Source organism: Streptomyces sp. NPDC004658 (genome assembly GCF_040609555.1).
In the GTDB taxonomy this organism is placed as follows: Bacteria; Actinomycetota; Actinomycetes; order Streptomycetales; family Streptomycetaceae; genus Streptomyces.
Genome location: NZ_JBEXKG010000021.1, coordinates 1 through 24,613, shown reverse-complemented (window position 1 = coordinate 24,613; position 24,613 = coordinate 1). Strand labels below are relative to the sequence as shown.

Below are 24,613 nucleotides of genomic sequence, written 5' to 3'. Positions count from 1 at the left end.
TGGGCTCATAGGTTGGTGCACTCCCACATCTTCACCACCGCCCACCACGCCCTCAGCGAGGCCGACGGCTGGCTGCGCCTGGCCGCCATCGGCGAACCTGTGATGCGCACCCTCACCATCCTCGGCGTCAACGCCGTCCTCGACTGCCGCGAAACCCTCCACCAAGCCCTCACCTCCTCATGCTGTTGTCAAGTCACCGCTGTGACCGCGAGTGCGCGTAGCGCCGTCGGTCACGGGGTGAAGCGCTGCCCGGTTCGTCGAGTCACGGTCGGGCCGAATTACGGCCACGACTCCCCCAGCAACGGCACATGAACGGCCCCAGGAAAGGTAAAAGAACGTTCCGTTTTCAATTGCCGCCTTGTTGTCGTGACCCCGACATCCATACGGTCTACGCGGCCCCGGTGCACGCCCCGCGCCGAGGTCGTGCCGCGCACCCCCCACAGCTCTTCCCGGTTCACCCACCCTGCGGAGGATGTACGTTGCGCAGAACCGTATCCCTCACCGCCGTGGCCACGCTCGCCACGGCCGCTCTGGCCATGGCCGCCCCCGTCGGCCAGGCAGCCCAGGCCGCCACCTCCCCGTCCCACGGCGTCACCGTCGCCCACGCCTGCGCCGCCCCGACGAAAAAGGGCGAGATGGCCTGCAACGCCCTGCACGTCACCGCGGGTACCCCGAAATCGGCACACGCCGAGAGCGCACTGACCGCGGCAGCCGCTCCCTCCGGATACGGTCCCGCCTCGCTGCAGGCGGCCTACAACCTGCCGTCGGCAAGCTCAGGTTCGGGCCAGACGGTGGCGATCGTCGACGCCTACGACGACCCGAACGCCGAGGCCGACCTCGCCGTCTACCGCTCCCAGTACGGCCTGCCCGCCTGCACCACCGCCAACGGCTGCTTCAAGAAGGTGGACCAGAACGGCAGCACCAGCTACCCGCGCGGCGACTCCGGCTGGGCCGAGGAGATCTCCCTCGACCTCGACATGGTCAGCGCGGCCTGCCCGAATTGCAAGATCCTGCTGGTCGAGGCCAGTTCGGCCACCATGACCAACCTGGGCACGGCCGTGAACACCGCGGTGCGACTGGGCGCGAAGTTCGTCTCCAACAGCTACGGCGGCTCCGAGTCCTCCAGCGACGCGACGTACGACTCCACCTACTTCAACCACCCGGGCGTCGCCATCACCGTCTCCTCCGGCGACAACGGCTACGGCGTGGAATACCCGGCCGCGAGCAAGTATGTGACAGCGGTGGGCGGTACGTCCCTGACCACCTCCTCGAACACGCGCGGCTGGACCGACACCGTGTGGAGCGGCGCCGGCTCCGGCTGCGCCAAGTACGACGCCAAGCCCAGCTGGCAGAAGGACACCGGCTGCGCCAACCGCACGGTCGCGGACGTGTCCGCGGTCGCCGACCCGAACACCGGCGTCGCGGTCTACGACAGCTACCGATCGGCCACCGGCTGGATGGTCTTCGGCGGCACCAGCGCCTCCGCCCCGCTGATCGCGGCGACCTACGCGCTGGGCGGCGCCCCGTCCTCCGGCTCTTCCCCGGCGTCCTTCCCGTACGCGCACACCTCGGCGCTGTACGACGTCACCAGCGGCTCCAACGGCAGCTGCGGCGGCTCCTACCTGTGCACCGGCACCACCGGCTACGACGGCCCGACCGGGCTCGGCGTCCCCAACGGCACCGCCGCCTTCACCGGCTGAACGACGACAGGAGCCAAGCAGGTCGGCAGTTCGTAGGATGCGGGGGACCAGGACCGCCGCCTTGTCGCGGCGCTTCTGGTCCTCCGCGACCGGGTCCGGAGTCGGCGACAACGCCGGCGCCAGCCCCAAGCGTGCACCTGGTTGGTGACGACGTCTCCCGCACGCGGACGGCTTCCGCGTGCGGGATCGAGTGCTCAGCTCATGCGGGTCAGCTGGTCGTCAGGCCGGTGTCGTCCACCACGAAGCTGGTCCGCAAAGAGGAGTCCGCCATGCCGTTGAACTTGGACAGGTCGAAATGAGGCACACCAAGATCATCACTGGGCCCTCTACGACGGCACCCCCTCCAAGGGCGAGCAAGCGCTCTACTTGAGCATGCCCTGCCCCTGAGCGGGCCCCAGGCGGCGCGCGACCGGGGCGAACCCGACGCCCGCCTCGTACGTCACGGCTGGCAGCCAGGCCGGGACTGCACCCGGTGGGAGGCGACCACGGCGCGATGCCGGGAAGGCCGGCGTCCCGGCCGGGTGCGGGAGCCGCTGCCGAAGCCACCCGCCGCCAGGCCCACCTCTCGCACCGGGCCGAGCGGGTGACGACACCGGCGGCCGGCTGGATCAGCCGAGTCTGCCGGCCTGTGGCGTACTGTGCGGCGGACTCAACTGCCCAACGTGCGGCGCCGTGAGACCGCCGGGGCGTAGGAACGGGCAGGAGGCGACGGCTCGGCTGACTCGTGCGCTCAGAAGAAGCTGAGAACTTCCTGTGCCAGGCTGGCGCGCGCCTTCGACACATCGTGTGTGACCAACCTGCTGGAGGAACTCCCATGGGCCTGATCAACGGCCTGCCCGCGCACATTCTGCTCGTGCATTTCGTCGTCGTGCTCGTTCCCCTGACTTCGCTGGCACTTGTGGTCTGCGCGGTCAGGCCGAGCGCGGCACAGCGCATGGGCATCGTGCTGCCTTTGCTGGCTCTGGTCACGCTCGTGAGCGTTCCGCTGACCACGGGGGCCGGGGAGTGGCTTGAGGAGCACGTTGGCAGCGACGCGCTGGTGCGCCGGCACGCCGCCCTCGGCGACGGCCTGCTGCCCTGGGTCGGGGGCCTGTTCGTCCTGGCGGTCTTCGTCTGGTGGGCAACCCGCCGCGCTGCCTCGTCCGAAACGAACACCTCACCCGATATACGACAGTCCGCAGCTCCGGTGCGTATTGCTGTTGCGGTTCTGTCGCTTGTCGTAGCCGTGGGAGCTGCCGTGGACGTCTACCGCATCGGCGACTCGGGAGCCAAGGCCGCATGGCACGACGGCTTCTCCACGACTGTGCCGGGCGGCGACAAGGAAGCGGAGTGAGCCGCGCCACGACCGTCGGGGCGCCGGGTGCAGGTGTGCACTCCCCGTCCGGCGCTTGTGGCGAGCGGATGTCTCCGTGCAGCCCCGCTGTGCGGCTTCGTCGGCGGCGAGGAAGGCGTCGGCGAGCACGGCGAGGGTGATGTGCCGGTACCAGCCCGCGCTGCGGCGGACCTCGTACTCGTCCGGCCACGGAAGCCGGCGGCCGGCCCCATCAGGATGGGGTCGGCCGCCGACGGGTTGTACGAGCCGGTTCAGCGCTGCAGGGTGAGGACACCCGGCCGCCACGGCAGCCGGTTGTAGTCGCCGCTCGCGGTGGGGGACTTGCCCTGGTAGAGGAACTGCAGGTTGCAGGGGTCGATGGTCATGGTCTGGTCGGGATTGTTGCGGACCAGGTCACCGTGGCTGATGTCGTTGGTCCAGGTGGCACCGCTGTTGGCCTTGCCCGCGAAGGGGTTGCTCTCGGTGGCGGCCTGCGGGGTCCACGAGCCGCTCAGGCTGGAGGCGGTGAAGGAGCGGAAGTAGCGCCCGTTCGCGCCCATCGCCTCGACGATCATGAGGTACTGGTTCTGGCCCTGCACCTTGTAGACCTGCGGCGCCTCGAAGAGGTTGGCCTGCGTGTCGCTCATGACCGTCGTGTACGACGAGCCGAAGTTGCCCGGGAAGTTCCCGATCGGCATGCTCGCCCGGTAGATCTTGCCGTTGTCACCGGCGAAGAACAGGTACATGTTCTGGCCGTCGGCGATCAGGGTCTGGTCGATCGGGCCGGTGCTGGAGCCTGAGATGCTGCCGGTGAACAGCGGCTGCGGAGCGGACCAGCCGTTGGGGTTGGTGGGGTCGCTCGACGTGCGGTAGATGAAGGGCCAGGCACCCCACTGGTACGCCAGCACCCAGATGTTCTTGGGCGCGAAGTAGAACAGGGTGGGTGCCACCGCGGCCTGGCTCATGCCGGTCTGACCGGCCGACGCCATGTCCGACCAGTTCGTGAAGGGAGCGAACATCATCGAGCCGTACGACGACCCCGAGACGTTCGACGCGTAGACCAGGTGCTTGCCGTTGTACGTCACCGTGGTGAAGTCCTTCACCGCGGTCCACCCGTTCGCCGGCTGCGCCAGCACACCCGTCGACGTCCATCGGTACGTCGACGGAAGGGAACACGTGCCGCCCGGCGGGACCGGGGTCCCGGACAGGCCGGTCCACTTCTGGTTGCTGCCGCCGTTGCACGTCCAGATCTGCACCGCCGTGCCGTTGGCCGTACCGGCGCCCGTGACCTCCAGGCACAGCCCGGACTCCACGCCGACGACCGTGCCGTCGGAGTTCACCCGCCACTGCTGGTTCGCCCCGCCGGAACAGGTCCAGATCTGCACCCGGGTACCGGGCGCGGTGGCGTGGCCGGGAACGTCCAGGCACTTGTTGCCGTACACGGTGAGCTGGTTGCTGTCCGTCAGCGTCCACTGCTGGTTGGTCCCGCCCCAGCAGTCATAGATCTGCAGGTACGTGCCGTCGGTCTGGCTGGCGTCCGGCACGTCGAGACACCGGCCGGAACCGACGCCGCGCAAAGCGCCGCTGGAAGCCGCCTGAGCCGGGGCGGCGACGAGCATCGCCGCCAACGCGGCCAGGGCCGCGACCACGGCGGCGAGCACCGCGGACGGATGCCTGCGGCTGAAACTGCCTCTGGGCATGGATCACTTCCCCAACCTGGAGTGGGCGGTGCCGGTCGGCCTCGTCAGAGGCCGGTCGGTCAGTCGGTGTGGTGTGGTGTGCGGCTGTCTGCGAGCACCACGGCGGACCGCTGGTGAGACGCGGACCGAACCGCCGAGCGCCCGGCCGGCATGGCCGGAGACGGCGGTAAGAGGTAATTGGCGGGGCCATGACATTCGCATGCGTTACGGCTCCTTGCGGCTCTGATTCAGGCGGCGTTACCCGGAATTACTCCGTTGTGCGATGAAGCGGCTCGAAGCGTTCGCCATATCGAACAAGATTCGAAGGGTCGAGCAACCCGATGATAGAGAACCAGTGAATGGCGTCAACACCTCTCGCATGTATCGACGCCGACATCGAATCCTTCGTACGCTCGCGCGCCGAACGACGTACGTCCCACGCTCAGATGATCGGCTCGTACGGCACTTGACCCAGAGCGGACCGATGTGCGGACGATGTCCACACTCGGTCAGCCCTGCCTCCCCCATCCTTGATACGTCGATCTTTCCCGGTCCCGGACGCAGTCCTTTCCGCATCCGCCGTCGGCGGTGCCGATGGTTCACCGTCCGACCACCCTGGTGTCGAAACTTTCGAAGCTCGATCGGAAATTACTCCTGCGAGAACCATTGACGATCCATGGCCGCCACCTCGATCATCCCGTTTGGGAAACGGTCTTTGGTTCGGAATCCCGAGCCATGTCGGCCTGGGCGATCCGTGCTACACGGCGAATCCAGGACCAGCCGCACGACAGATCCGCGCTCCACAGCACCTGTGCCACCTCGTTTCGTTCCGGTGAGGTTCGCACCAGCGCATCCTGGCTCTTCGCACAGTCGGAGAGATACGCGACGCTGTGTGACGGCCCCCCGGCTGAGCCGCGACGGAGTACCCCATGCCTGTGTCGAGACACCACCGTCGACCGGACGGCACCCCACGGCCGACCGGGTGCGGCCCGTCCCGGTCGGGATCGTCCGGATCCTGTGACCGCGGTGTCCGGTGATTCCGTGCCGCCCGGGCTCCGGCCCGCCCCGTCCGTCTGCCGCATGGGAGCGGACGCGGCAATCCCCTGCGCTTCAGTCCATCCGTGATTCCTACCTCGGAGGCACAGTCATGGGCTCTTACGCCCTTCCCAGACCCGTTGTCCGCCGGAAGATCCGCGGCCTGCTGCTGACGCTGGTCGTCGGCGTCCTCGGTATGGTCACCGCACTGGTCACGCCGCCGACCGCACACGCCGCCGAGAGCACGCTCGGCGCCGCGGCGGCGCAGAGCGGCCGCTACTTCGGCACCGCGATCGCCTCGGGCAGGCTGGGCGACTCGGCGTACACGACGATCGCGGGCCGCGAGTTCAACATGGTGACGGCCGAGAACGAGATGAAGATCGACGCCACCGAACCTCAGCGAGGCCAGTTCAACTTCACCGCCGCTGACCGCGTCTACAACTGGGCGGTGCAGAACGGCAAGCAGGTGCGCGGTCACACTCTGGCCTGGCACTCGCAGCAGCCCGGCTGGATGCAGAGCCTCAGCGGCAGCTCACTGCGCCAGGCGATGATCGACCACATCAACGGCGTGATGGGCCACTACAAGGGCAAGATCGCCCAGTGGGACGTCGTGAACGAGGCCTTCGCCGACGACGGTTCGGGCGGCCGGCGCGACTCCAACCTGCAGCGCACGGGCAACGACTGGATCGAGGTCGCCTTCCGCACCGCGCGCGCCGCCGACCCGGCGGCCAAGCTCTGCTACAACGACTACAACATCGAGAACTGGACCTGGGCCAAGACCCAGGGCGTGTACAACATGGTCCGCGACTTCAAGCAGCGCGGCGTGCCGATCGACTGCGTCGGCTTCCAGTCGCACTTCAACAGCGGCAGCCCCTACAACAGCAACTTCCGCACCACGCTGCAGAACTTCGCCGCTCTCGGCGTCGACGTGGCCATCACCGAACTCGACATCCAGGGCGCCTCGTCCACGACCTACGCCAACGTGACCAACGACTGCCTGGCCGTCTCGCGCTGCCTCGGCATCACCGTCTGGGGCGTGCGCGACACCGACTCCTGGCGATCCGGGGACACGCCGCTGCTGTTCAACGGCGACGGCAGCAAGAAGCCCGCCTACACCGCCGTCCTCAACGCGCTCAACGGCGGTTCCACGACGCCCCCCGCGGGTTCCGGACAGATCAAGGGCGTCGGTTCGGGCCGTTGCCTGGACGTGCCCGGCGCCGGCACCACCGACGGCACCCAGCTCCAGCTGTGGGACTGCCACAGCGGCACCAACCAGCAGTGGACGTACACCGACGCCGGCGAGTTGAGGGTCTACGGCGACAAATGCCTGGACGCCGCCGGCACGGGCAACGGCTCCAAGGTCCAGATCTACAGCTGCTGGGGTGGCGACAACCAGAAATGGCGCCTCAACTCCGACGGATCCATCGTCGGCGTCCAGTCCGGCCTCTGCCTCGACGCCGTCGGGGCCGGCACGGCAAACGGCACCCTGATCCAGCTCTACTCCTGCTCCAACGGCAGCAACCAACGCTGGACCCGCACCTAGGTGTGCCGTTCGGACAGGTTGGTGACTCGGCTGGCTGGTGGTTGGCCGCTGATGCCGGCGTGGAGTCGGTGGTGGTTGTACCAGTGCAGCCAGTCGGGAAACGCTGCTTGTCGTTCGGCGTCTGAGGTGTAGGGCCGGTGGTAGGCCCCTTCCTCGAGCAGGGTGCGGTGGAAGCGTTCGACCTTGCCGTTGGTCTGGGGCCGCCAGGGCCTGGTCCAGCGGCGGTCGAGGCCCAGGTCGCGGCAGGTGTCGCGCCAGGTGTTCTTGGTGCAGGCCCAGGCGTGTCGGTCAGGACCCGCTCGATGAGGACGCCCTGCTGGGCGAACCAGGCGGTTGCCCGTCGCAGGAAGCCGGCGCAGGTGGCGGCGGTTTCGTCGGGTAGGTCTTCGGTGTGGGCCAGGCGGGAACGGTCGTCCAGGGCGGTGTGCAGGCAGGCGTATCCCGCCCCGTTGCGGCGGTCCTTGTGCGGGCTGCCGGCCGCACGGCCGAGGACCTTGTGGCCGCCGCCGCCAGGTATGCGGCCGAGTTTCTTGACGTCGATGTGGACCAGTTCGCCGGGCCGGGCGCGTTCGTAGCGGCGGACGGGCTCGCCGGTGGCCCGATCCGGCGCGGCCAGTGCGGGCAGGCCGTACCTGTTCAGGGATCCGGTGGGCGGTGGAGGCGGCGACGCCGGTGCGGGCCGCCAGCCGCAACGGGCCGATGCGGTGCTCGCGTTCCTCCACCCAGGCCGCCGTCCGGTGCGGCTGGCGGTGCGGGCGGCCGGAGCGGTCCTGCATGCCGGCCTTGCCCTGCTGCCGGTAGCGGCCGGCCCAGCGGGCGGCGGCGGTGTGGCTGACCTGGAAGCGTTTTGCGGCCCTGCGCGGCGGCCAGCCGTCGTCCACGACACACCGGGCCAGACGCAGCCTCCCGGTCGGGGTCAGCGGGGCATGACGGTGGGACACGAGGGCCTCCTGCGGTCAGGCGTAGATGTCGCCATCCACACCGAACCCAGAAGGCCCTCACCTGTTCAAGCACCCAGCACGCGTGTCACCAACGACCCGGGACAGCACATCTAGGACGCGCAGTCGCTGGCAGCCTCGCTGCGGCGCGGCTCCAGGCGATCGACTGCTTGCTCGCTCCATGCCCGGATGACTGATGCCTGCTCGGGGGTCAGTGAGTCGAGGAAGTGGCGGCGGATGTTGCCGCCGTGCACGAGGACGGCACTCTGGGCGGCCCGGCGCCCCTCGGCGGTCAGCCCGATTCCCGCGCGGCGGCCATCGGCCCCGTACTGGGTGCGCTTGACGAAGCCGCGTTTTTCCATGCGCGTCAGCTGATGTGAGACGCGGCTCTTGTCCCAGTCGAGCGACTCGGAGAGCTCGCCGACACGCATCTCACGGCCGGCGGCCCGCCACAGCGTCACCAGCACGCTGAACTCGGCCTTCGAGATGTCGCAGTCATGCTGCAGACCACGCTCCAGCTCCCTGGTGAGCAGGCGCTGCGCGCGCATCCAGGTATCCCAGAACTCCCACTCCTCGGGTTCCAGCGATCGAGTCTCCGTCATGTCGCCGAGGATACCGCGACCAGCAGAGTTGTCACTTCAACTCCTCCAGATCTAGAGTTGACGTGACAACTCTCCCGGAAGGAAGCCATGCCGCTTCGCATCGCAGTCATCCTCGGAAGCACCCGCCCCGGACGCCGCGGCGACCAGATCGCCGCCTGGGCACTGGAGGCCGCCCGTGCCCACGGCGGCGCCGACTACGAACTCATCGACCTCGCCGACCACGACCTGGGCAACCTCGACGAGCCCGGCAACCCGAACTTCCAGCAGTACCAGCACGACCACACCCGCGCCTGGGGCGCACTCATCGACAGCTTCGACGGCTACGTCTTCCTCGTCCCCGAGTACAACCACTCCTACCCCGGAGCCCTGAAGAACGCCCTGGACTACGTCTACCGGGAGTGGAACGACAAGGCTGCCGGGATCATCAGCTACGGCGGCTGGGCCGCCGGGGCGCGGGCCGCCGAGGCGCTGCGGCTCGTCCTCGCCGAACTCCAGGTGGCCACGGTCCGCGCCCAGCCCACCATCTCGACACACCCCTCGTTCCACACGGGCACCTTCGTCCCCCAGGAGGGCCTCGACACCGCCGTGGACAACATGCTGGACCAGGTGATCGCCTGGTCCAGCGCCCTGCGCGGGGTGCGCCAGGCCAAGACACAGACGACCACGGCTGCATGAGGCCCGGTTCGTGACCGATCACGTGACAGGACGCGGCGAACTGACGGACGCTGCATAGGAGGCGCTGAATCCCCTGCTGCCGGCTAGCGATGGACCCGGCCGTCCGTGGCGCGATCACCGGCAGGTAATCAACGGCGTGTTATGCACGCGACGACTCCGTCGGAGCGGTGGAATGGACGGTGTCGGTGGACTCCACCATCAACCGTTCCCACCAGCACGCGGCCGACGCCCGGACATAGGGACGGGCGCGAACGGCGGGCTGGAAGGTTCAGCACGCTCGGCGGCCGACCATGCGCTGGGCCGCTCCTGCGGCGGGCTGACCAGCGAAGTCCACCTCGCCTGCGACGGCCGGGCCCTGCACGTGGCTGTCGTCCTCACCCCCGGAAACGTCAACAACTGCACCGTGTTCAAAGCGGTGCTGGAATCTGTACGGGTGCCTCGGACAGGCGCAGGGCGGCCCCGGCAAAGACTCGACACGGTCATCGCGAACAAGGCGCACTCATCACGGGAGGTTCGACAGGGCCTGCGGCGGCGGGCGCGGACGGCGGGACGGCCGGGCCGGGCAACGGGCGGCCTCCGGGCACAGCACCGCACGGCCGCCGGGCACAGCGGGCGCGGGGTCGGGGCCCGCGCGGGCCCGGCCAGCGGAAGATCCTCCTTCAGCCTGCTGCTCTTCCTGGAGCATGTGCCGCAGATGCTAGCCGAGTGGCTCGGCGACAGCCGTGATGCGGCCCGATCGGAGCCGGGAAGCGAGTCGCCCTATCGTGACCACGGCGGCGACCCGCGCCCGGATCGTGCCGCACCCACCGCCGCCCGCCGCCGCGCCATCATGGAACTCCGCCAGAAGCGCGCGGGAAGGGCTGGAGGACGGGGGCGCGCCCGGCTGTCAGTCTCGGCTGGCAATATGGCCGCATGAGTGACGATCTTGACGGCGTACTGGCAGACCCCGTACGGCTGTTGACCGCCGACCGTGGAGCGCTGCGCGACCACCTCTCCCACGACGACCGGGCCCGTGGCGTGGGGGGTGAGGTCTTCCTGCAGGCCGAGGCGATCTTCGGGGGAGCGGAGGTGACACCTGCGGAGTTCGCGTCCTGGCTGCACTTCGCGGCGAAGGCCACCGGTCACGACGCGTACGCCGCCCGGATCGCGGAGTCCTGTCCCGGCATGCCGTGGCGGACGGTGTGGACGTGGTGGCGGCCGGCCTACTGGTTCCCGGTCCAACCGAGCCTGAACGGCGACTACTTCCAGGTACGCCGGTGCGTGGACGGAGACCGGGAGCTCGTCGAGGTGACGGACCAGCGTGGCCCCCTCTGGCTCGACGCGGCGACCGGCCACCGCGTGACGGGCGTGGACGAGTCGGCGCTGACCGACGCGCCGACCGCGACGGGGGCCGCCGAGGCACCCGCGCTGTACGACCTGGACCTGTTCCTCCCGCAGGAGTGGGAGGGCGCCGTGGCCTTCGCGACGGACGGCGGCCGGACCCGACATCTCGTCGAGAGCGTGCACGGCATAGCGGTCGTGGAAACGGACGCCGGCGTGCTGCGGGACTGGCCGCGCGACGCGGGCCTCGACTCTTCGTCGGCGGAGGAACCACCGCCGGGACCGGTCCCCGCCGTGTGGCGGCCGACGGGCCCGCTCACCGCGGCCCGGGTCGACGACGCCTTCGGCGGCGCGCGGCACGTGGTGCGCATGGCCGAGAGCGACCTGCCCGAGGGGCTCATCCACGCGGGCAGCAGGCGGTATCTGCGGGACGTCGGTCTGCCCGCCTGGTGGGTGTGCCACGGCGCTCAGTACGAGACCCACCCGCTTGACGCCATGCGCCCACCGGCGAAGGATGCCCTGCCGCAAGAGAGCCTGCCTGATGGGGTGGCCGCAGCCGACCTGATCGCCTTCGGCGCCACCGAGTACGGCGAGCTGTACCTCCACCGCCACGACGGCACGGTGCACATCCGCAGCCGCCTGACCCGCCGTACCGACGAGGTACTGGTGCCGCTCGCCCCAAGCCTCGACGTCTTCACCCGTGCCCTGGAGGCCGTCGACCGCTACCGCAACGCCTGCTGGCATCCGTACCCGGTGGAGGGCGGCCAGGAAGACGTGAGCGAGCTGTTCCTGACCGAGCTGGCCGAACTGGCCCCGGACCTGTCCGACCAGGACACTGCGACGGGCCGGGTGTGGAGCTGGCTCTACGCCGGCATCACGGAGCTGGGAGTGGACGGCTACTGAGCCGGCGCGGCCGGGTGACCGGGTGACGCAGTCTGCCCTCCTCTGCTCGTGGTCCCCACGGAAACGGCCGAGAGCACGTACGAGGACAGGCAGCCGGCGCACAGCGGGGCCTAGAAGCGCCGTCAGAACAGATAGGTGGCGACCAGGGCGATGCCGCCCGCCTTCCTCTTGAGCAGTACTACCGCATGGCGTCCTACACCGTCCCGAACCGTCCGAGCGAATCCGGCCGCCGCCCGTACGCGCCTGCTCACACACGCCGACGGCCTGTCCACGCGAACCGGGTGGCACAGGCGCGATTTCAAGGGACGACCAGGTCGGCGCCGGCGGACCACGCTCCGGCCCGGCCCGACGACGGAGTACGGTGGCTCCGAAGCTGGGCTTGGCGGTCATGCCCCCCCCCAGACCTGTGACGAGTCGCTGTCCGGGGTTCTGACGCGGGGACGACACGGTCGGCGCGGCGTGCACCGGCCCCACGGACAGGAGGAGCAGGGTTCCACTGCTGGGTCCGCGAGGCCGGTGCATGACTCACGTACCCTGCGATGCGCCCGATACGCCCGGATCCCTCCCCAACCACCCTCGCGGCGAGTCTTCGTGCGCGAGTGGGGCCCGGCCGTATCCGGCCGGGCCCCACTCACCTCTCGTGCGTGCGCGTTCTCCGCGCCGGGTGTGTCCGCCGTCTACCAGCGGTACCAGCGGCCCTTGCGGCCGCCGCTGTCCGCCGTACGGACGACGAAGCCCAGCAGCCACACGACCAGCACGATCACCGCGACCCACCACAGTGCCTTCAGCGCGAAACCCGCACCGAAGAGGATCAGAGCCAGCAGAAGAACCAGAAGCAGGGGAACCATCGCTATCAACCTCCTGGCCACCAGGTGCCCTTACCCCGCACTGACATGCACACAAAATGTGAGTTACTTTCACAAAGTACGGGGCATATGCGGGCCCCGCGTCATGCATGGTGCCCCCAGCTCCGCTCCCCACGCACCGCAACACCAACACCTCGCCGCCGACGGCGGTCCGTGGTCCCTACTCGACTCCCGAGACTTCCGGACGGCGTGGTCGGTGACCGGGCCCCTTCTGGGTACCCGGAGCGTCGCCGCCAGGCGTCCGACACGGCTTTCAAGACCTTTGTCGTCAGGCTCTCGTCCTTGGTGAAGGCCAGGCCCCGGTCGTAGGCGCTGCTGGTGCAGCCGTCGGTCTGGCGGATGAGTGATACGTCGGCGGACGTGTCGATCAGGGACCGGAAGCGGGGTCCACGTCGTGCGGCAGCGCGCACAGTTCGGTCGTTGTTCACTTGGCCCGCTCCGCTGTCGCGGTGACGTGTGGTCCACCGGAGTTCCGCGCCGAGACGTTGTAACCCTTGCCGGCAGCCCAGTTGGCGACATCGACGAAGCCGGTCAATCAACGGCTGGGCAACCAGGCCCCGTCGTTCGACCACTGTCTGCTCAGCCCCCCAGCATCCGGAACAGATGATCACACGCTCCTCCATCAAAGGCCCACCGAACAGCGATCACGAGCCGGTCATACGGGGAGGCACTCCGCCGAGCGACCTCGAGTCAACAGGGCTTGAACACGGTGATCCGGGACCGGCGGCGGAGAGGGGTCTGCTCACGGTGGCCGACGTGACTGGTCTCGACCTGGCCGCGACGGAGCTGGTGGTGCTGTCCGCGTGCGACACAGGGGGCGGCGTAATCACCTGCCGGCTGCTCGACCAAGGTCACGGACCGGCCGAAGCCCTGCCCACCGTGCGACGCGAACGGCACGTTGCCGGTGACCCTGTACTCAGCCGGGGCGCCTTCGTCTGTCGTCTCGGTGCGGCTGACGGCGCAGTCGGCGATTGATCAGGTGCCGCGCAGGCACGCCGATGCTCGTACCGCGCGACTGGTCGATCAAGCGGGCCGCCATGCCAGCCGCGATCCGAAGCGTTTCCGCGATCCCGACCGCTTCGACCCGGATCGGCGTGACAACCAGCACCTGGGCTTCGGCAGCGGCAGCCATTCCTGTTTCGGTGCCGCGCCGGCCCGGCGGGAAACCCGGATCGCGCTGACCGAGACGGTGCGCCGACTCGACCGCCCCAGGCTGGTCGCCGATCCGCCGCCGTACCGACCCAGCCCCATTCTCCGGGGGCCGATCCATCTGGACGTCGAGCAAGGTGGTGATTGACGCGGCAGCCGAAGCCAGCGGCAAGGTCGCGCCGCGGCCTGCTGCGCTGCCGGCAAGGACGGCACCATTAGCGTGTGGGATGGCATTGGCGCTCAGTGGAAATCATCCGGACATCGGCTTTTCCGGGTTTATTTCGCGCACCGTCTGAGATATTCTTTAGCATTATGGGGAATGTTGGTCCCGGCAGAGTCGTTTCCGTCGACACCGGTCGTCATCGGGCAGCCGCGTCGCCATGATCTGGGAAACAATTGGCCTGGGTTTCGTGCTCAGTCTCGACAATCTCCGAGTATCGATCGCGCTCGGCACGGTCCCGTTCGGTTTGAAGCGCGCGGTGCAGGTGGCGCTCACCTTCGGGCTGTGGGACGCGATCATGCCCCTGGTCGGGATATTGATCGGTCACCGGATCGGGGAGTCCGTCGGGGACGTCGCCGGTGTGGTGGGCGCGGCCGCGCTCGGCGGGTACGGTCTCTACCTCGTCATCTCGTCCCTACGGAACCCCGAGCCCGACGAGTTGGACCACCCGTGGGCGTTGTTCGGCATCCCGTTGACGCTGAGCCTGGACAACTTGCTCGCCGGGGCGAGCCTGGGGGTTCTCGGGTTCTCACCGTGGTTCTCGGCCGCCGTCTTCGGCGGTATGACGGCAGTGTTGTCGCTGGTCGGGCTGCAACTCGGGCGGGCCGCGGCGCGTCTCATCCGGATCCGCTCGGACCTGATGAGCGGAGTCGTCCTGATCATCGCCGCCGCGACGCTGCCCTTGTGGTTCGGCGACTGACCCGCTCCTCGGCTCGCGGGCCGGCCCCCGAGCCGAGGACAGCGGAAGACCGCAGACCCGCGAGTCAGCGTGGACGGCCTCGCCGCCCCGGCTACCAGGTCGCTACCGGGCGACAGGTGGCAGACCCGGTCGGTGCGGTCGGGGGACCAACGGAAGGTCGTCGTCCCGCGAGTCGGCGTTGGCGGCCTCGACCGCCCGGGCGACCAGGTCGTGGTCGGGCGACAGGTAACAGACCGGGTCAGTGCGGGCGGCGTCGCCGGTGAGCAGGAACGCCTGGCAGCGGCACCCGCCGAAGTCCACCTCCCGCCGGGGGCAGCTCCGGCAGGGTTCCGGCATCCAGTCGGTCCCGCGGAACGCGGTCATCACGGGGGCCTCGGCCCAGATCCGCTCCAGCGGGTCCTCCCGCACACTGGCCCGCGGCAACGGCAGGGACTGGGCGGCCGGGCAGGGCAGGACGTCGCCGTTCGGCGTCACGGTCAGCTGCCGGGAGGCCCAACCGCCCATGCATGGCTTCGGATAGCGGCTGTAGTAGTCCGGGATGACATAGATGATGTCCATATGGTCGCGCAACCGCTCGTTGGCGGCCCGTACGACGGCCTCGGCCGCTTCGAGCTGGGCCCGGCTCGGCAGCAGCGCGGCACGGTTTCGCCAGGCCCAGCCGTAGTACTGGGTGTTGGCCAGCTCCACCCGGTCCGCGCCCACCTCCTCGGCCAGAGCGAGCACGTCGGCGACGCGGTCGATGTTCTGCCGGTGCAGCACCACGTTCACCGTGAGCGGCCAGCCCAGCTCCTTGACCACACCCATCGCCTCGATCTTGCGCCGGAAGGACGGGATCCCGGCGATCCGGTCGGACACGGTCGGTTCGTCAGCCTGGATGCTGATCTGTACGTGGTCCAAACCGGCGGCCCGCAACTGCTCGGCCCTCGGACGCGAGAACCCGAGCGCGCTGGTGATGAGGTTGGTGTAGAGGCCGAGCGCATGGGCGTGCGTCACGAGTTCCACGAGGTCGCGCCGCAGCAGCGGTTCCCCGCCGGACAGGTGGCACTGCAAGACTCCCAGGTCCTCGGCCTCGGTCAGCACCCGCAGCCACTCGTCGGTGGTCAGCTCGTCCTGGTAGCCGGCCAGGTTCAGCGGGTTGGAGCAGTAGGGGCAGGCCAGCGGGCAGCGGTAGGTCAGCTCGGCGAGCAGCCCGAAGGGGCTATCCATCGGTGAGCTCCACCCAGCGCCGGGCGACGAGCCGGGCCAGGAACTGCCGGACGTCGTCCTCGGGGACGGTCTGATAGCGCGCGCCCAGTTCGCCCACGATCTCGGCCACGGTGTGCCGCCCGTCGCACAGCTCCAGGATGGCCGCGCCGCTGCCGTTCAGAACCACGACCGTCTCGGGGTGCAGCAGAACCTTGCGCTGCCTGGTCCGGCAGAAGGTGAGCCGGACATGCGCCGCCAACCGGGGCCGGTCCAGGCCGGACACCCCGGCGCCGGGCCGGGTCGTGCTGCTGCTGTGGGTGGTTCCGGTACGGGTCGGGTCCATGGTGGTCACTCCGGGTAGGCCTGGTCGATGGCGTCCATGAGGCTCCACAGGACATCGCACTTGAACGACAGCGCGTCGACGGCGCGCGCCTGGGACTCGGCGGAGAGGCAATGCGCGGTGACCACCTCCAGGGCGTGCTCGCAGTCGTTGGGGGCCTGCTCCAGGCGGGTGCGGAAGTACGCAAGGCCCTCGGGGGCGATCCACGGGTACCACCGCTCGAACGCCGCGAGCCGCGCCGCCATCAGGTCGGGCGCGAACAGCTCCGTGAGCGAGGACGCCACCGCCTCCACCCATGGGCGGGTCCGGGCGAAGTTCACGTAGGCGTCGACGGCGAACCGCACCCCCGGTACCAGGTGCCGGTGGTCCCGGACCTCCTCACGGGTCAGCCCGGCGGCCTCGGCGAGGCGCAGCCACGCCTCGATGCCGCCCTCGCCCGCGGCAGTGCCGTCGTGCTCGACGATCCGTCGGATCCAGCGGCGACGAACCTCCACGTCGGGGCAGTTGGAAAGGATCGCGGCGTCCTTGCGGGGGATGTTCTCCTGGTAGTAGAAGCGGTTGGCCGCCCAGCCCTGGATCTGCCGACGGCTCAGCCGGCCGGCGTTCATCCGGACGTGGAACGGGTGCTGATCGTGGTATCGCCGCGAGTGGGCCCGCAACGTCTCGACGAAACCGTCGGCGCCGGTTGTGATGGTTGTCGTCGTCACGGCTCTACACCTGGACCTCAAGGCCGTCCATGGCCGCTTCCATGCCGCTCCCGCAAGAAACGCCGCTCGGGCGTGTCCTCCAGGAGGATCGGGTCGGCGTTTGTTCGTGTGCGCGTCCGCCCCCGCCCGGCGAAGGGAGCCGCGCCGGGCTTCCGTCCGGACCGTCGATGGAAGGCGGCTCGTCTTCCGCGACGTCTCGCCGGCCGGACCGGGCCGCACGAGTTCGTGGTCGTGCCGGCCGTCCGTGGCCTCCCGAACCTTCGGGCGACGCCGGACCAGGTCCGGTGCCGCCCCACATCCGCTAGTCCTCCAACCGGGCAAGGTACATGGTCACCTCGGCCGCGACTGCGACCTCGTCGAAATCGGGCGTCTCCCACACAGCGAGCTGGGGCTCCATGGATTCACCTCCTCTCTGCCGGAATCACGGCAGGCTCCGGTCACGCGCTACGACGGTTCCGGAAGGGCGAAGACGATCAGGGCGCTTCCGTGCCCCGCGCCGAGCATGCCGGGGAGGAATCCCTCGGCCCATCCGCCCCAGCCGACGGGCACGGCCACGTACTGCCTGCCGTCGACCATGTAGGTGGTCGGGCTGCTGTGGTGGCCGCTTCCGCACTGGAACTGCCACAGCAGCTCCCCGGTGCGGGCGTCGAGTGCGTTGAACTCCCCGGAGGGCTCACCGGCGAACACCAGGTCACCGCCGGTGGCCAGCGTCGAAGCGCACATCGGGAGGTCGTTGCGCCAGCGCCACTTCTCCTCGCCGGCGGTGTCGAACGCGCTGATGGACCCCGCCATGTCCCCGATGTCCACCTGAACGCCCGCACCCCAGTAGGGAATGCTCTCCTTGAACTCCCGCCGCCGCCGGGTGGCCGTGGCACCGGTGTCCTGGACCGGGACGTAGAAGAGACCGGTCTTCGGACTGTAGGCCGCATGGGTCCATTCCTTGGCACCGGCCGGACCGGGGTAGAAGTGGACCGGTTCTCCCTCCTTGTCCGGGTACACCTTGGCCGTCACCTGGCCGTCCCTCGTGATGGCCCCCCATGTGATGCGGTCGACGAAGGGAGTGATCCCGACCCTCGCGCCGTTCGTGCGGTCGAGGACGAAGAAGTAGCCGTTCTTGTCGAAGTGCCCGAGCAGTTTGCGTCCGTCCTGCTCGAAGAGGATGCACTCGCCGATGCTGTCGTAGTCCCACACGTCGTGCGGGGTGCACTGGTAGTGCCAGCGGATCTGACCGCTGTCCACGTCCACGGCGATGATGCTGTCGGTGAAGAGGTTGTCGCCCTCGCGGACCTCTCCGTCGAAGTCGGGCGCCGGGTTGCCGGTGCCCACGTACAGCAGGTTCGTCTCCGGGTCGAAGGTGCCGGTGATCCAGCAGTTCGCCCCGCCCCGTGCCCAGGCCTCGCCATCGGCGGGCCAGGTCTCCGAGCCGGGCTCCCCGGGCTTGGGAACCGTGTAGCAGCGCCACTGGTGCTCGCCGGTTTCGAGATCGAACGCGTCGAGGTGGCCGCGTACGCCGAACTCGCCACCGGAACTTCCGACGATGACCATGTTCTTCACGACGAGAGGGGCGAGCGTGGCGCTCTCCCCGGCCCGGACGTCGCCGTAGGTCTTGTCCCAGACCCGCTTGCCGGTGGTGGCGTCGAGCGCCAGCACCCGAGCGTTCGCCGTGACGAAGAAGACCTTCCCCTGGGCCACGGCGACCCCGCGGTTTACGTTCCCGCAGCACAGGGACACGTCGAAGGGGATCGCGTGCTTGTACCGCCAGATCTCCACGCCCGTCTTTGCGTCGAGGGCCCAGACCCAGCCGTCCCAGCCGGAGAGGAACATGACCCCGTCGACGACGATCGGGGCGGCCTCGAACGAGTAGGTCGACGCGCCCGCGATCAGGCCGGTCGTGCCGGCCTGGAAGACCCAGGCGGGGACCATGCGCTTGACGTTGTCCGTGTTGATCTGGTCCAGCGGGCTGTAGCGTTGCCCGTTGTAGGCGCCGTAGTAGGTGAGCCAGTTCTGGGGTTCCTGGCGGGCGTTGAGTATGCGCTCGTAGTCGACACCGGCCACTACCGGCGGCGCTACGTCTCCGCCCGGGGTCTTGTAGTTGAGGGTTCCCTGGTCGACGGCCTCACCCGCGTCGACGTAGTCGGCGTAGTCGACGGTCATTTCCTCCACCTCCTGCTTCTGCCTACGGCCGCGGCTGTTCGGGACGGTCGAGGCGGGCCTCCGGCGGAGCGTCTCCCAGGACCACTATGGACCCGGTCAGCCCCCGGCCCTCGTCATTGCCCGTGGGCGAGCCGAACCAGTAGTAGCCCGGACCGTCGAGGTTGAGGTGCGCATGCCCGTGCGAATGGTTCACCAGCCAGATGAACTTCCTGTCGCCGTTGCTCGGCAGAAGTGCGCAGTGCGTGTTCTTGTCGTCGTTGACGAGCTCCAACTCGATATCGCCTCCGTGGGGCATGACCAGAATGGAAGGATCCCAGGTCAGCTCGTCCGGGTGGATGCGAATGGTGGCCTTCATGCGGCCGTCCGGTTCCTCGGTCGCCTGCCCGATGCTTCCGGTTCCCAGCACTTGACCCAGCGCTGCTTTGTTCTGTGCGGCCAACCCGAGCTTGTCCAGCAGGTCGGCCCGCTCGTGCGCGGTCGTCGTCATCGGGGCTTCTCTCCCCTCATCCGATTCCCTGTATTTCCTTCTTCGCGTCGCCTGGGCCCGGCTGTAATCGGTACTCGAGGAGCGCGCCACGCTGAATGAATAACAGCGGAAGAATGTGAAATCTGCAGTCAGGAAGCACGCTACGCCGGACGGATCACACCGACAAGGTACGTCCTGGATCGGGCCGAATCGCGCCGTTCGTCCGCAACTTCCCGCCATTCGTAACCGATGTGCCACCGTTGAGACCAGCCGAGCCGCACCGCGCCGCGTCGGTCAAACGAGGTCGTACCGATCGAGGTTCATGACCTTGGCCCACGCGGCGACGAAGTCGCGCACGAACTTTTCCCGTGCGTCGTCGCTCGCGTAGACCTCCGCGACGGCACGCAGCTCGGAGTTCGAGCCGAAGACGAGGTCGACGCGGCTACCGGTCCACTTGACCTCGCCGGTGGCGCGGTCGCGCCCCTCGAAGGTTTCCGCATGCGCGGATGTCGGCTGCCATTCCGTGCCCGTGTCGAGCAGGTTCACGAAGAAGTCGTTGGTCAGCGACCCGGGCGTCGAGGTGAAGACACCCAGCGGCGACTGCCGGTGGTTGGCGCCCAGCACCCGCAGGCCACCCACGAGGACGGTCATCTCGGGCACCGTCAGGTCCAGCAGGTTCGCACGGTCGACCAGCAGGTGCTCCGACGGCAGCCGGTTGTCCTTGCCACGGTAGTTGCGGAACCCGTCCGCGGTCGGTTCGAGCGCGGCGAAGGATTCCACGTCGGTCCACTCCCGCGTGGCGTCCGTGCGTCCCGCACTGAAGGGGACCCGGACGTCGTGGCCGGCGGTCCTGGCGGCCTGCTCGACGGCGGCGGCTCCGCCGAGCACGATGAGGTCGGCCAGCGAGATCCTCTTGTTCCCCGTCTGGGAACTGTTGAACGACTCCTGGATCTCCTCCAGCGTGCGCAGCACTCCTGCCAGTGTCTCGGGGTCGTTGACCTCCCAGCTGCGCTGCGGATCCAGACGGATACGCGCGCCGGTCGCCCCGCCCCGCTTGTCACTGACGCGGAACGTCGAGGCCGACGCCCACGCGGTCGAGACGAGCTGGGAGACGGACAGCCCGGAGGCGAGGACCTGGCCCTTGAGCGCGGCGATGTCCGCCGCCTCGACGAGCACGTGGTCCACGGCCGGGACCGGGTCCTGCCAGAGCAGCGTCTCCCGGGGGACCCACGGTCCGAGGTAGCGCTGGATCGGGCCCATGTCGAGGTGTGTCAGCTTGAACCAGACCCGGGCGAACGCGTCCGCGAGCTGGTCGGGGTTCTCCAGGAATCGTCGCGAGATCGTCTCGTAGACGGGGTCCGACCGGAGCGCGAGGTCCGTCGTCAGGATCGTCGGGGCGTGTGTCGCCGACGGATCGTGGGCGTCCGGCACGGTGCCGGCCCCGGCGCCGTCTCTCGGGATCCACTGCCACAGACCGGCAGGACTCAGCTCCAGGTCCCACTCGTAGCCGAACAGGGTCTCGAAGAAGCTGTTGTCCCATCTCGTCGGGGTAGGTGTCCACGTACCCTCAAGCCCGCTGGAGACGGCGTCCCTGCCCTTTCCGGTGCCATAGCTGCTCTTCCAGCCCAATCCCTGCTCCTCCAGGGGTGCTCCCTCGGGTTCGGGGCCGAGGCAGGTGGCCGGGTCGGCCGCGCCGTGGGTCTTGCCGAACGTGTGACCGCCCGCGATCAGCGCGACGGTCTCCTCGTCGTTCATCCCCATGCGCCGGAACGTCTCACGAATGTCCCGGGCCGCGGTGAGCGGGTCCGGGACGGTGTTCGGGCCCTCCGGGTTGACGTAGATGAGGCCCATCTGGTCCGCGGCCAGAGGGCGCTCCAGCTCCCGGACGCCGCCGTGACGTTCGTCGCCGAGCCAGGCGTGCTCGGGACCCCAGTAGACGTCCTCGTCGGGCGCCCAGACGTCGGCCCGGCCGCCGGCGAAGCCGAAGGTCGTGAGGCCCATCGTCTCCAGGGCGCGGTTGCCCGCGAAGATCATCAGGTCGGCCCAGGAGATCTTGCGGCCGTACTTCTTCTTCACCGGCCAGAGCAGCCGGCGCGCCTTGTCGAGGTTGCGGTTGTCCGGCCAGCTGTTCAGCGGCGCGAATCGCTGCATGCCGGCACCGGCACCGCCACGGCCGTCGTGGACACGGTACGTACCCGCGCTGTGCCACACCATCCGGATCACGAGCGGCCCGTAGTGGCCGAAGTCGGCCGGCCACCACTCCTGCGACGTCGTGAGCACCTCGTCGACGTCCCGCGCCAGGGCGTCGAGGTCGAGCGTGCGGAACTCCGCGCCATAGTCGAAGTCCTCGCCCATGGGGTCGGCCATTGCGGGATGTTTCCGGAGAATCCCCAGGTTGAGCTGGTCCGGCCACCAGTCGCGGTTGCGCGCGCCCCCCGTCGCGTGGCCGCGGTGCCCGGCAGGGGCAGAGAGGCCGAGGCCGCCCGCGCCCCCAGCGTTCGTCTCGCCGTCAACGACGTCCGGACTGTCAGACACGGGACTCCTCCTTCCGGGAACAGAAGCCGGGCCGGGAGCACTCAGATGCCCAGCGCATGACGCACGGCCGGCGCGTGCCGCCGGGAAACCGGCACCATGGCGTCCGCCCGGTCATCCATGACCAAGGACAGCTCGCCCTTGAGCCCGCGCTCTATCTCCCTGACGCGGCTGAGATTGACCACGTACCGGCGGTGAACCCGCAGGAAGCCGACACCCGCCAGCTCACCTTCGAGTTTGTCCAGACTCGGTGAGGTGGCTCGCAATCGCCCCTGGTCGGTGGAGAGCCAGACGTCGTTCCCGTGCGACTCGGCGAAGGAGACTTCCGGCAGCCGCAGCAGCACCATCCGGTGGTCCCGCATCGCGACCAGTCGGCGCGGCCGCGCCCGAGGGTGCACGACCCGCTCCTCCTGGGGCAGCTGCGCCCCGTCGGTGGCACCGAAGGAGACCAGGTTCCCGATCAGACGCCCGGACGAGAAGACGGGCCGGATGCTGATCGGTGTCGGTTCGTCGGCGAGATGGGCGAAGATCTGTGTCGAGCCGACCCAGTCGGGATCGTTGATCGCCTGCCCAGTGGCATACCGTGCGGCAGTGATCAGTTCGGGCAACCCGGGGTTCCATCGCAGCGTGGGGTCGACCGCCGGGGTGCATGCCGGAACGCCCAGGACCGCGCTTGCCATGTCGTCCGCGATCACCACCCTGCCCGCGGTGTCGACCGCTGCGAGTGCCGCACTGGGCTGTGCTCTGGCCCGGCTGTAGGCCGCGACCAACTCGGCACCGCTGTCCCGGGCGCGCCTCTTCAGAGGGCACTGAGTCATGGTGGCCGCGTTCGCCAGCCAGCTTTCCGTCGACGCGGGAAGCCGGCTGCGCCAGCAGCAGACGTTCAGGACCGCGATCGGTTCTCTGGTCACCACGTCGCGCACCGCGATGCCCGCGCCGACCCAGTCGTGGAGCACCCGGCACCAGTGCTCCGCACCCCTGATCGTCACCGGACCGTGCGCCTCAAGCGCCGTGCCTATGCCGTTCGTGCCGACCGCGCACTCGGACCAGCAGAACCAGGGCGCCAGATTGGGGTCACCGGCTCTGGCGAGCGTGGCTTGGTCACCCCACTCGGCCAGGATCCGGCCAGTGGCGTCGGTGACAGTGACGACGCCACCGAGACTGCCCACTTCATGTGCCAGGGAGGCAGCACGAAATCCCAGCTCGGCGAGTACGACATCGCGCTCCGGCGTATGGTCGAGCTCCGCGACGGCCACCGGAGCCTCTGTGAGGTGAGGATCGACCCGGTACTGCTCTCGGCAGCGATGCCAGGAGACCGCCACCAGGGGCCGGACATCCGGGTCCTGTTCCTCGCCCTGCACGAACCGTTCCCACGCCGCGAGGACGGTGCCGCCGTCCAGGTTCACGGAGCTGCGTTCGAGCTGATGTACATCGCTCATGGCTCAGAACCACCCTCGGCCCATCCCCGACCCTCGACGGCGCGCCCACCCCCGCCGGTCGCCGCCCGTCGCGGCCTGGCTGCGGCGGACCGGGCCCTGCGTCGCGCGTCTTCCTGCTTCGTCACTCGTTCCAGGCTGTGTCCCAGACCTGCGCTCTCCAGCCTAGGTACCGTTGCCGGCCTGCGCACGTCCCTGCCCAGGCGCGTGCGCTTGATGCCGCTTCCCGGCCCGCCGTGGTCAGCATCCCGCGGGCGAGGCGCGCGGCTCGCGGCACTCGGTCCGCCTCCCGGGCGCCGGCGAACCGGATGCGGCGCAGCCGCGGTCAGCGGCAGGCGGAGAAGTCGCAGCGTCCCGAAGAGGACCGGCAGAAGTGGTTCACGGAGGCCGTCCTGCACGGCCTGGAGGTCCGCCGGCATCTGACCACGCCCGGACACCTGTCCCCCGCCAGCGTCCGTCGACTGCAACGACGGGTGCGCTCAGGAGCGGGGCACCAGCACTTCCAGGGCGCCGGTCCGGGTGTCATGGCTGCGCAGGGTGGTGAGCCGGAGCGACAGCGGCGGCGCCGGCAGCAGCTCAGGAACCCTCCGGTCGGCGAAAGCACCGGCCCGTCGGGTCCGGCCGAGGGTGATGTGCGGGCTCCGGCGCCCAGGTGCGTGTAAGGGGGTGAGGGTCCCGGGCGGACTGTCGGAGGCCACCGCGTCCCACGCCTGGCGGTGCAACCCGGCGAGCGCGCAGTCGAGGTCCAGTGCCCAGGCCAGTACCGAGGTGGGTCGCTCGAAACGGACCACGCCGGTGCACCGCAGCGGCAGCGGCAGCGGCAGCGGCAGCGGCAGCGGCAGGGTGGCGGCCGCTTCGGCGAGTTCCCAGCAGAACGCAGCGGCGCGTTCCGGGCGGGCGGCCGGAGTGAGGTGGGAGCTGTTGGTCGCTGAGCGGTGGCGTGCCTGACTCGGCAGCCCCGCGCCGGCCAGCCGCCGCCAGGCCTTCCCGACCGCCAGATCCGCCCCTCGTCCAACAGGAGTTCGACCGTGCGCACCGCCGCAACCTGGCCGGCGATCGCCCGTAGTTCCGCCGCCAGCCGGCCCGTCAGGCCGGGGGCTCGTCGGCCGCTTGGCGCCCGCCGTCCCCGTCCCCGGCCTGTGCGAGGTGCC

20 protein-coding genes and 3 pseudogenes are annotated in these 24,613 nt (G+C 69.4%); 10 read left to right on the top strand and 13 right to left on the bottom strand.

The window, feature by feature from the left end; genetic code table 11:
* Window positions 1-15 precede the first annotated feature (15 nt).
* The 3 genes from ABZV94_RS10755 (at window position 16) to ABZV94_RS10745 (ending at window position 3,033) form a co-directional block, all read left to right on the top strand.
* Window positions 16-312: a hypothetical protein gene (locus tag ABZV94_RS10755; protein ID WP_356339452.1), complete on the top strand. Its 297-nt coding sequence runs from the start codon at window positions 16-18 to the stop codon at window positions 310-312.
* Window positions 313-536: 224 nt separating this feature from the next.
* Complete coding sequence (locus ABZV94_RS10750; RefSeq protein WP_356339530.1) at window positions 537-1,700, top strand: S53 family peptidase; 1,164 nt, start codon at window positions 537-539, stop codon at window positions 1,698-1,700.
* Window positions 1,701-2,514: 814 nt separating this feature from the next.
* A complete protein-coding gene (locus ABZV94_RS10745) occupies window positions 2,515-3,033 on the top strand; it encodes a DUF2231 domain-containing protein (RefSeq protein ID WP_356339451.1) in 519 nt (172 codons plus the stop codon).
* Between the two features lie 251 nt (window positions 3,034-3,284).
* On the opposite strand, the gene ABZV94_RS10740 is transcribed toward ABZV94_RS10745, so the two are convergent.
* Window positions 3,285-4,712, bottom strand: coding sequence for a non-reducing end alpha-L-arabinofuranosidase family hydrolase (locus ABZV94_RS10740; RefSeq protein WP_356339449.1), 1,428 nt, complete (start codon window positions 4,710-4,712; stop codon window positions 3,285-3,287).
* 1,126 nt (window positions 4,713-5,838) lie between these two features.
* Between ABZV94_RS10740 and ABZV94_RS10735 the strand changes: the two genes are divergently transcribed.
* Window positions 5,839-7,269 carry an endo-1,4-beta-xylanase gene (locus ABZV94_RS10735; RefSeq protein WP_356339446.1) on the top strand — a complete coding sequence of 477 codons (1,431 nt, stop codon included), beginning with the start codon at window positions 5,839-5,841 and terminating at the stop codon, window positions 7,267-7,269.
* Here ABZV94_RS10735 and ABZV94_RS10730 read toward each other — a convergent pair.
* A pseudogene (locus tag ABZV94_RS10730) lies at window positions 7,266-8,210 on the bottom strand (IS481 family transposase). The gene ABZV94_RS10735 and the pseudogene ABZV94_RS10730 overlap by 4 nt on opposite strands.
* Window positions 8,211-8,320: 110 nt before the next feature.
* Window positions 8,321-8,809 carry a MarR family transcriptional regulator gene (locus ABZV94_RS10725; RefSeq protein ID WP_356339444.1) on the bottom strand — a complete coding sequence of 163 codons (489 nt, stop codon included), beginning with the start codon at window positions 8,807-8,809 and terminating at the stop codon, window positions 8,321-8,323.
* 87 nt (window positions 8,810-8,896) lie between these two features.
* Here ABZV94_RS10725 and ABZV94_RS10720 point away from each other — a divergent pair, with 87 nt between their 5' ends.
* The 3 genes and pseudogenes from ABZV94_RS10720 to ABZV94_RS10710 all read left to right on the top strand — a co-directional run bounded on the left by ABZV94_RS10720 (window position 8,897) and on the right by ABZV94_RS10710 (window position 11,707).
* The gene (locus ABZV94_RS10720) at window positions 8,897-9,484 is read left to right on the top strand and encodes an NAD(P)H-dependent oxidoreductase (protein WP_356339442.1); all 588 of its coding nucleotides are present in this window, start codon (window positions 8,897-8,899) and stop codon (window positions 9,482-9,484) included.
* Window positions 9,485-9,548: 64 nt separating this feature from the next.
* A pseudogene (locus ABZV94_RS10715) lies at window positions 9,549-10,019 on the top strand (transposase); the annotation flags it as partial.
* Window positions 10,020-10,396: 377 nt separating this feature from the next.
* The gene (locus ABZV94_RS10710; protein ID WP_356339440.1) at window positions 10,397-11,707 is read left to right on the top strand and encodes an SUKH-4 family immunity protein; all 1,311 of its coding nucleotides are present in this window, start codon (window positions 10,397-10,399) and stop codon (window positions 11,705-11,707) included.
* Window positions 11,708-12,384: 677 nt separating this feature from the next.
* Here ABZV94_RS10710 and ABZV94_RS10705 read toward each other — a convergent pair.
* On the bottom strand, window positions 12,385-12,555 hold the full coding sequence (locus ABZV94_RS10705) for a hydrophobic protein (protein WP_356339439.1): 171 nt from the start codon (window positions 12,553-12,555) through the stop codon (window positions 12,385-12,387).
* 621 nt (window positions 12,556-13,176) lie between these two features.
* Here ABZV94_RS10705 and ABZV94_RS10700 point away from each other — a divergent pair.
* The 3 genes and pseudogenes from ABZV94_RS10700 to ABZV94_RS10690 all read left to right on the top strand — a co-directional run bounded on the left by ABZV94_RS10700 (window position 13,177) and on the right by ABZV94_RS10690 (window position 14,642).
* Window positions 13,177-13,548 carry a CHAT domain-containing protein gene (locus tag ABZV94_RS10700; protein WP_356339436.1) on the top strand — a complete coding sequence of 124 codons (372 nt, stop codon included), beginning with the start codon at window positions 13,177-13,179 and terminating at the stop codon, window positions 13,546-13,548.
* Between the two features lie 67 nt (window positions 13,549-13,615).
* Window positions 13,616-13,870 (top strand): annotated as a pseudogene (locus ABZV94_RS10695) (cytochrome P450); the annotation flags it as partial.
* Window positions 13,871-14,132: 262 nt separating this feature from the next.
* The gene (locus tag ABZV94_RS10690) at window positions 14,133-14,642 is read left to right on the top strand and encodes a manganese efflux pump (RefSeq protein WP_356339434.1); all 510 of its coding nucleotides are present in this window, start codon (window positions 14,133-14,135) and stop codon (window positions 14,640-14,642) included.
* A 102-nt stretch (window positions 14,643-14,744) separates the two neighbouring features.
* Here ABZV94_RS10690 and pqqE read toward each other — a convergent pair whose 3' ends face one another.
* The 9 genes from pqqE to ABZV94_RS10645 form a co-directional block, all read right to left on the bottom strand.
* Window positions 14,745-15,848 (bottom strand): pyrroloquinoline quinone biosynthesis protein PqqE, encoded by a 1,104-nt coding sequence (pqqE, locus tag ABZV94_RS10685; RefSeq protein ID WP_356339433.1) that lies wholly within the window; start codon window positions 15,846-15,848, stop codon window positions 14,745-14,747.
* Window positions 15,841-16,170, bottom strand: a complete 330-nt coding sequence (gene pqqD / locus ABZV94_RS10680; protein ID WP_356339431.1) for a pyrroloquinoline quinone biosynthesis peptide chaperone PqqD — start codon at window positions 16,168-16,170, stop codon at window positions 15,841-15,843. The genes pqqE and pqqD overlap by 8 nt, the downstream gene beginning before the upstream one ends.
* Before the next feature lie 5 nt (window positions 16,171-16,175).
* A complete protein-coding gene (gene pqqC, locus ABZV94_RS10675; protein ID WP_356339428.1) occupies window positions 16,176-16,874 on the bottom strand; it encodes a pyrroloquinoline-quinone synthase PqqC in 699 nt (232 codons plus the stop codon).
* 301 nt (window positions 16,875-17,175) lie between these two features.
* Window positions 17,176-17,271, bottom strand: a complete 96-nt coding sequence (pqqA, locus tag ABZV94_RS10670) for a pyrroloquinoline quinone precursor peptide PqqA (RefSeq protein WP_356339425.1) — start codon at window positions 17,269-17,271, stop codon at window positions 17,176-17,178.
* Between the two features lie 47 nt (window positions 17,272-17,318).
* On the bottom strand, window positions 17,319-19,028 hold the full coding sequence (locus ABZV94_RS10665) for a PQQ-dependent dehydrogenase, methanol/ethanol family (RefSeq protein ID WP_356339422.1): 1,710 nt from the start codon (window positions 19,026-19,028) through the stop codon (window positions 17,319-17,321).
* Window positions 19,029-19,050: 22 nt separating this feature from the next.
* On the bottom strand, window positions 19,051-19,515 hold the full coding sequence (locus ABZV94_RS10660; RefSeq protein ID WP_356339420.1) for an MSMEG_3727 family PQQ-associated protein: 465 nt from the start codon (window positions 19,513-19,515) through the stop codon (window positions 19,051-19,053).
* Window positions 19,516-19,788: 273 nt separating this feature from the next.
* Window positions 19,789-22,029, bottom strand: coding sequence for a catalase/peroxidase HPI (gene katG / locus ABZV94_RS10655; RefSeq protein WP_356339418.1), 2,241 nt, complete (start codon window positions 22,027-22,029; stop codon window positions 19,789-19,791).
* Between the two features lie 41 nt (window positions 22,030-22,070).
* A complete protein-coding gene (locus tag ABZV94_RS10650; protein ID WP_356339416.1) occupies window positions 22,071-23,432 on the bottom strand; it encodes a LytTR family transcriptional regulator DNA-binding domain-containing protein in 1,362 nt (453 codons plus the stop codon).
* A gap of 509 nt (window positions 23,433-23,941) precedes the next feature.
* The gene (locus ABZV94_RS10645; RefSeq protein WP_356339414.1) at window positions 23,942-24,253 is read right to left on the bottom strand and encodes a hypothetical protein; all 312 of its coding nucleotides are present in this window, start codon (window positions 24,251-24,253) and stop codon (window positions 23,942-23,944) included.
* Between the last annotated feature and the right edge of the window lie 360 nt (window positions 24,254-24,613).

Coding starts and splice junctions, on each gene's coding strand:
- ABZV94_RS10700 (WP_356339436.1), top strand. CDS start 13,177: ATGATCACACGCTCCTCCATCAAAGGCCCACCGAACAGCGATCACGAG.
- ABZV94_RS10660 (WP_356339420.1), bottom strand. CDS start 19,515: ATGACGACGACCGCGCACGAGCGGGCCGACCTGCTGGACAAGCTCGGG.
- pqqA (WP_356339425.1), bottom strand. CDS start 17,271: ATGGAGCCCCAGCTCGCTGTGTGGGAGACGCCCGATTTCGACGAGGTC.
- pqqE (WP_356339433.1), bottom strand. CDS start 15,848: ATGGATAGCCCCTTCGGGCTGCTCGCCGAGCTGACCTACCGCTGCCCG.
- ABZV94_RS10710 (WP_356339440.1), top strand. CDS start 10,397: ATGAGTGACGATCTTGACGGCGTACTGGCAGACCCCGTACGGCTGTTG.
- ABZV94_RS10750 (WP_356339530.1), top strand. CDS start 537: ATGGCCGCCCCCGTCGGCCAGGCAGCCCAGGCCGCCACCTCCCCGTCC.
- ABZV94_RS10665 (WP_356339422.1), bottom strand. CDS start 19,028: ATGACCGTCGACTACGCCGACTACGTCGACGCGGGTGAGGCCGTCGAC.
- ABZV94_RS10735 (WP_356339446.1), top strand. CDS start 5,839: ATGGGCTCTTACGCCCTTCCCAGACCCGTTGTCCGCCGGAAGATCCGC.
- ABZV94_RS10725 (WP_356339444.1), bottom strand. CDS start 8,809: ATGACGGAGACTCGATCGCTGGAACCCGAGGAGTGGGAGTTCTGGGAT.
- ABZV94_RS10740 (WP_356339449.1), bottom strand. CDS start 4,712: ATGCCCAGAGGCAGTTTCAGCCGCAGGCATCCGTCCGCGGTGCTCGCC.
- ABZV94_RS10745 (WP_356339451.1), top strand. CDS start 2,515: ATGGGCCTGATCAACGGCCTGCCCGCGCACATTCTGCTCGTGCATTTC.
- ABZV94_RS10705 (WP_356339439.1), bottom strand. CDS start 12,555: ATGGTTCCCCTGCTTCTGGTTCTTCTGCTGGCTCTGATCCTCTTCGGT.
- ABZV94_RS10720 (WP_356339442.1), top strand. CDS start 8,897: ATGCCGCTTCGCATCGCAGTCATCCTCGGAAGCACCCGCCCCGGACGC.
- pqqD (WP_356339431.1), bottom strand. CDS start 16,170: ATGGACCCGACCCGTACCGGAACCACCCACAGCAGCAGCACGACCCGG.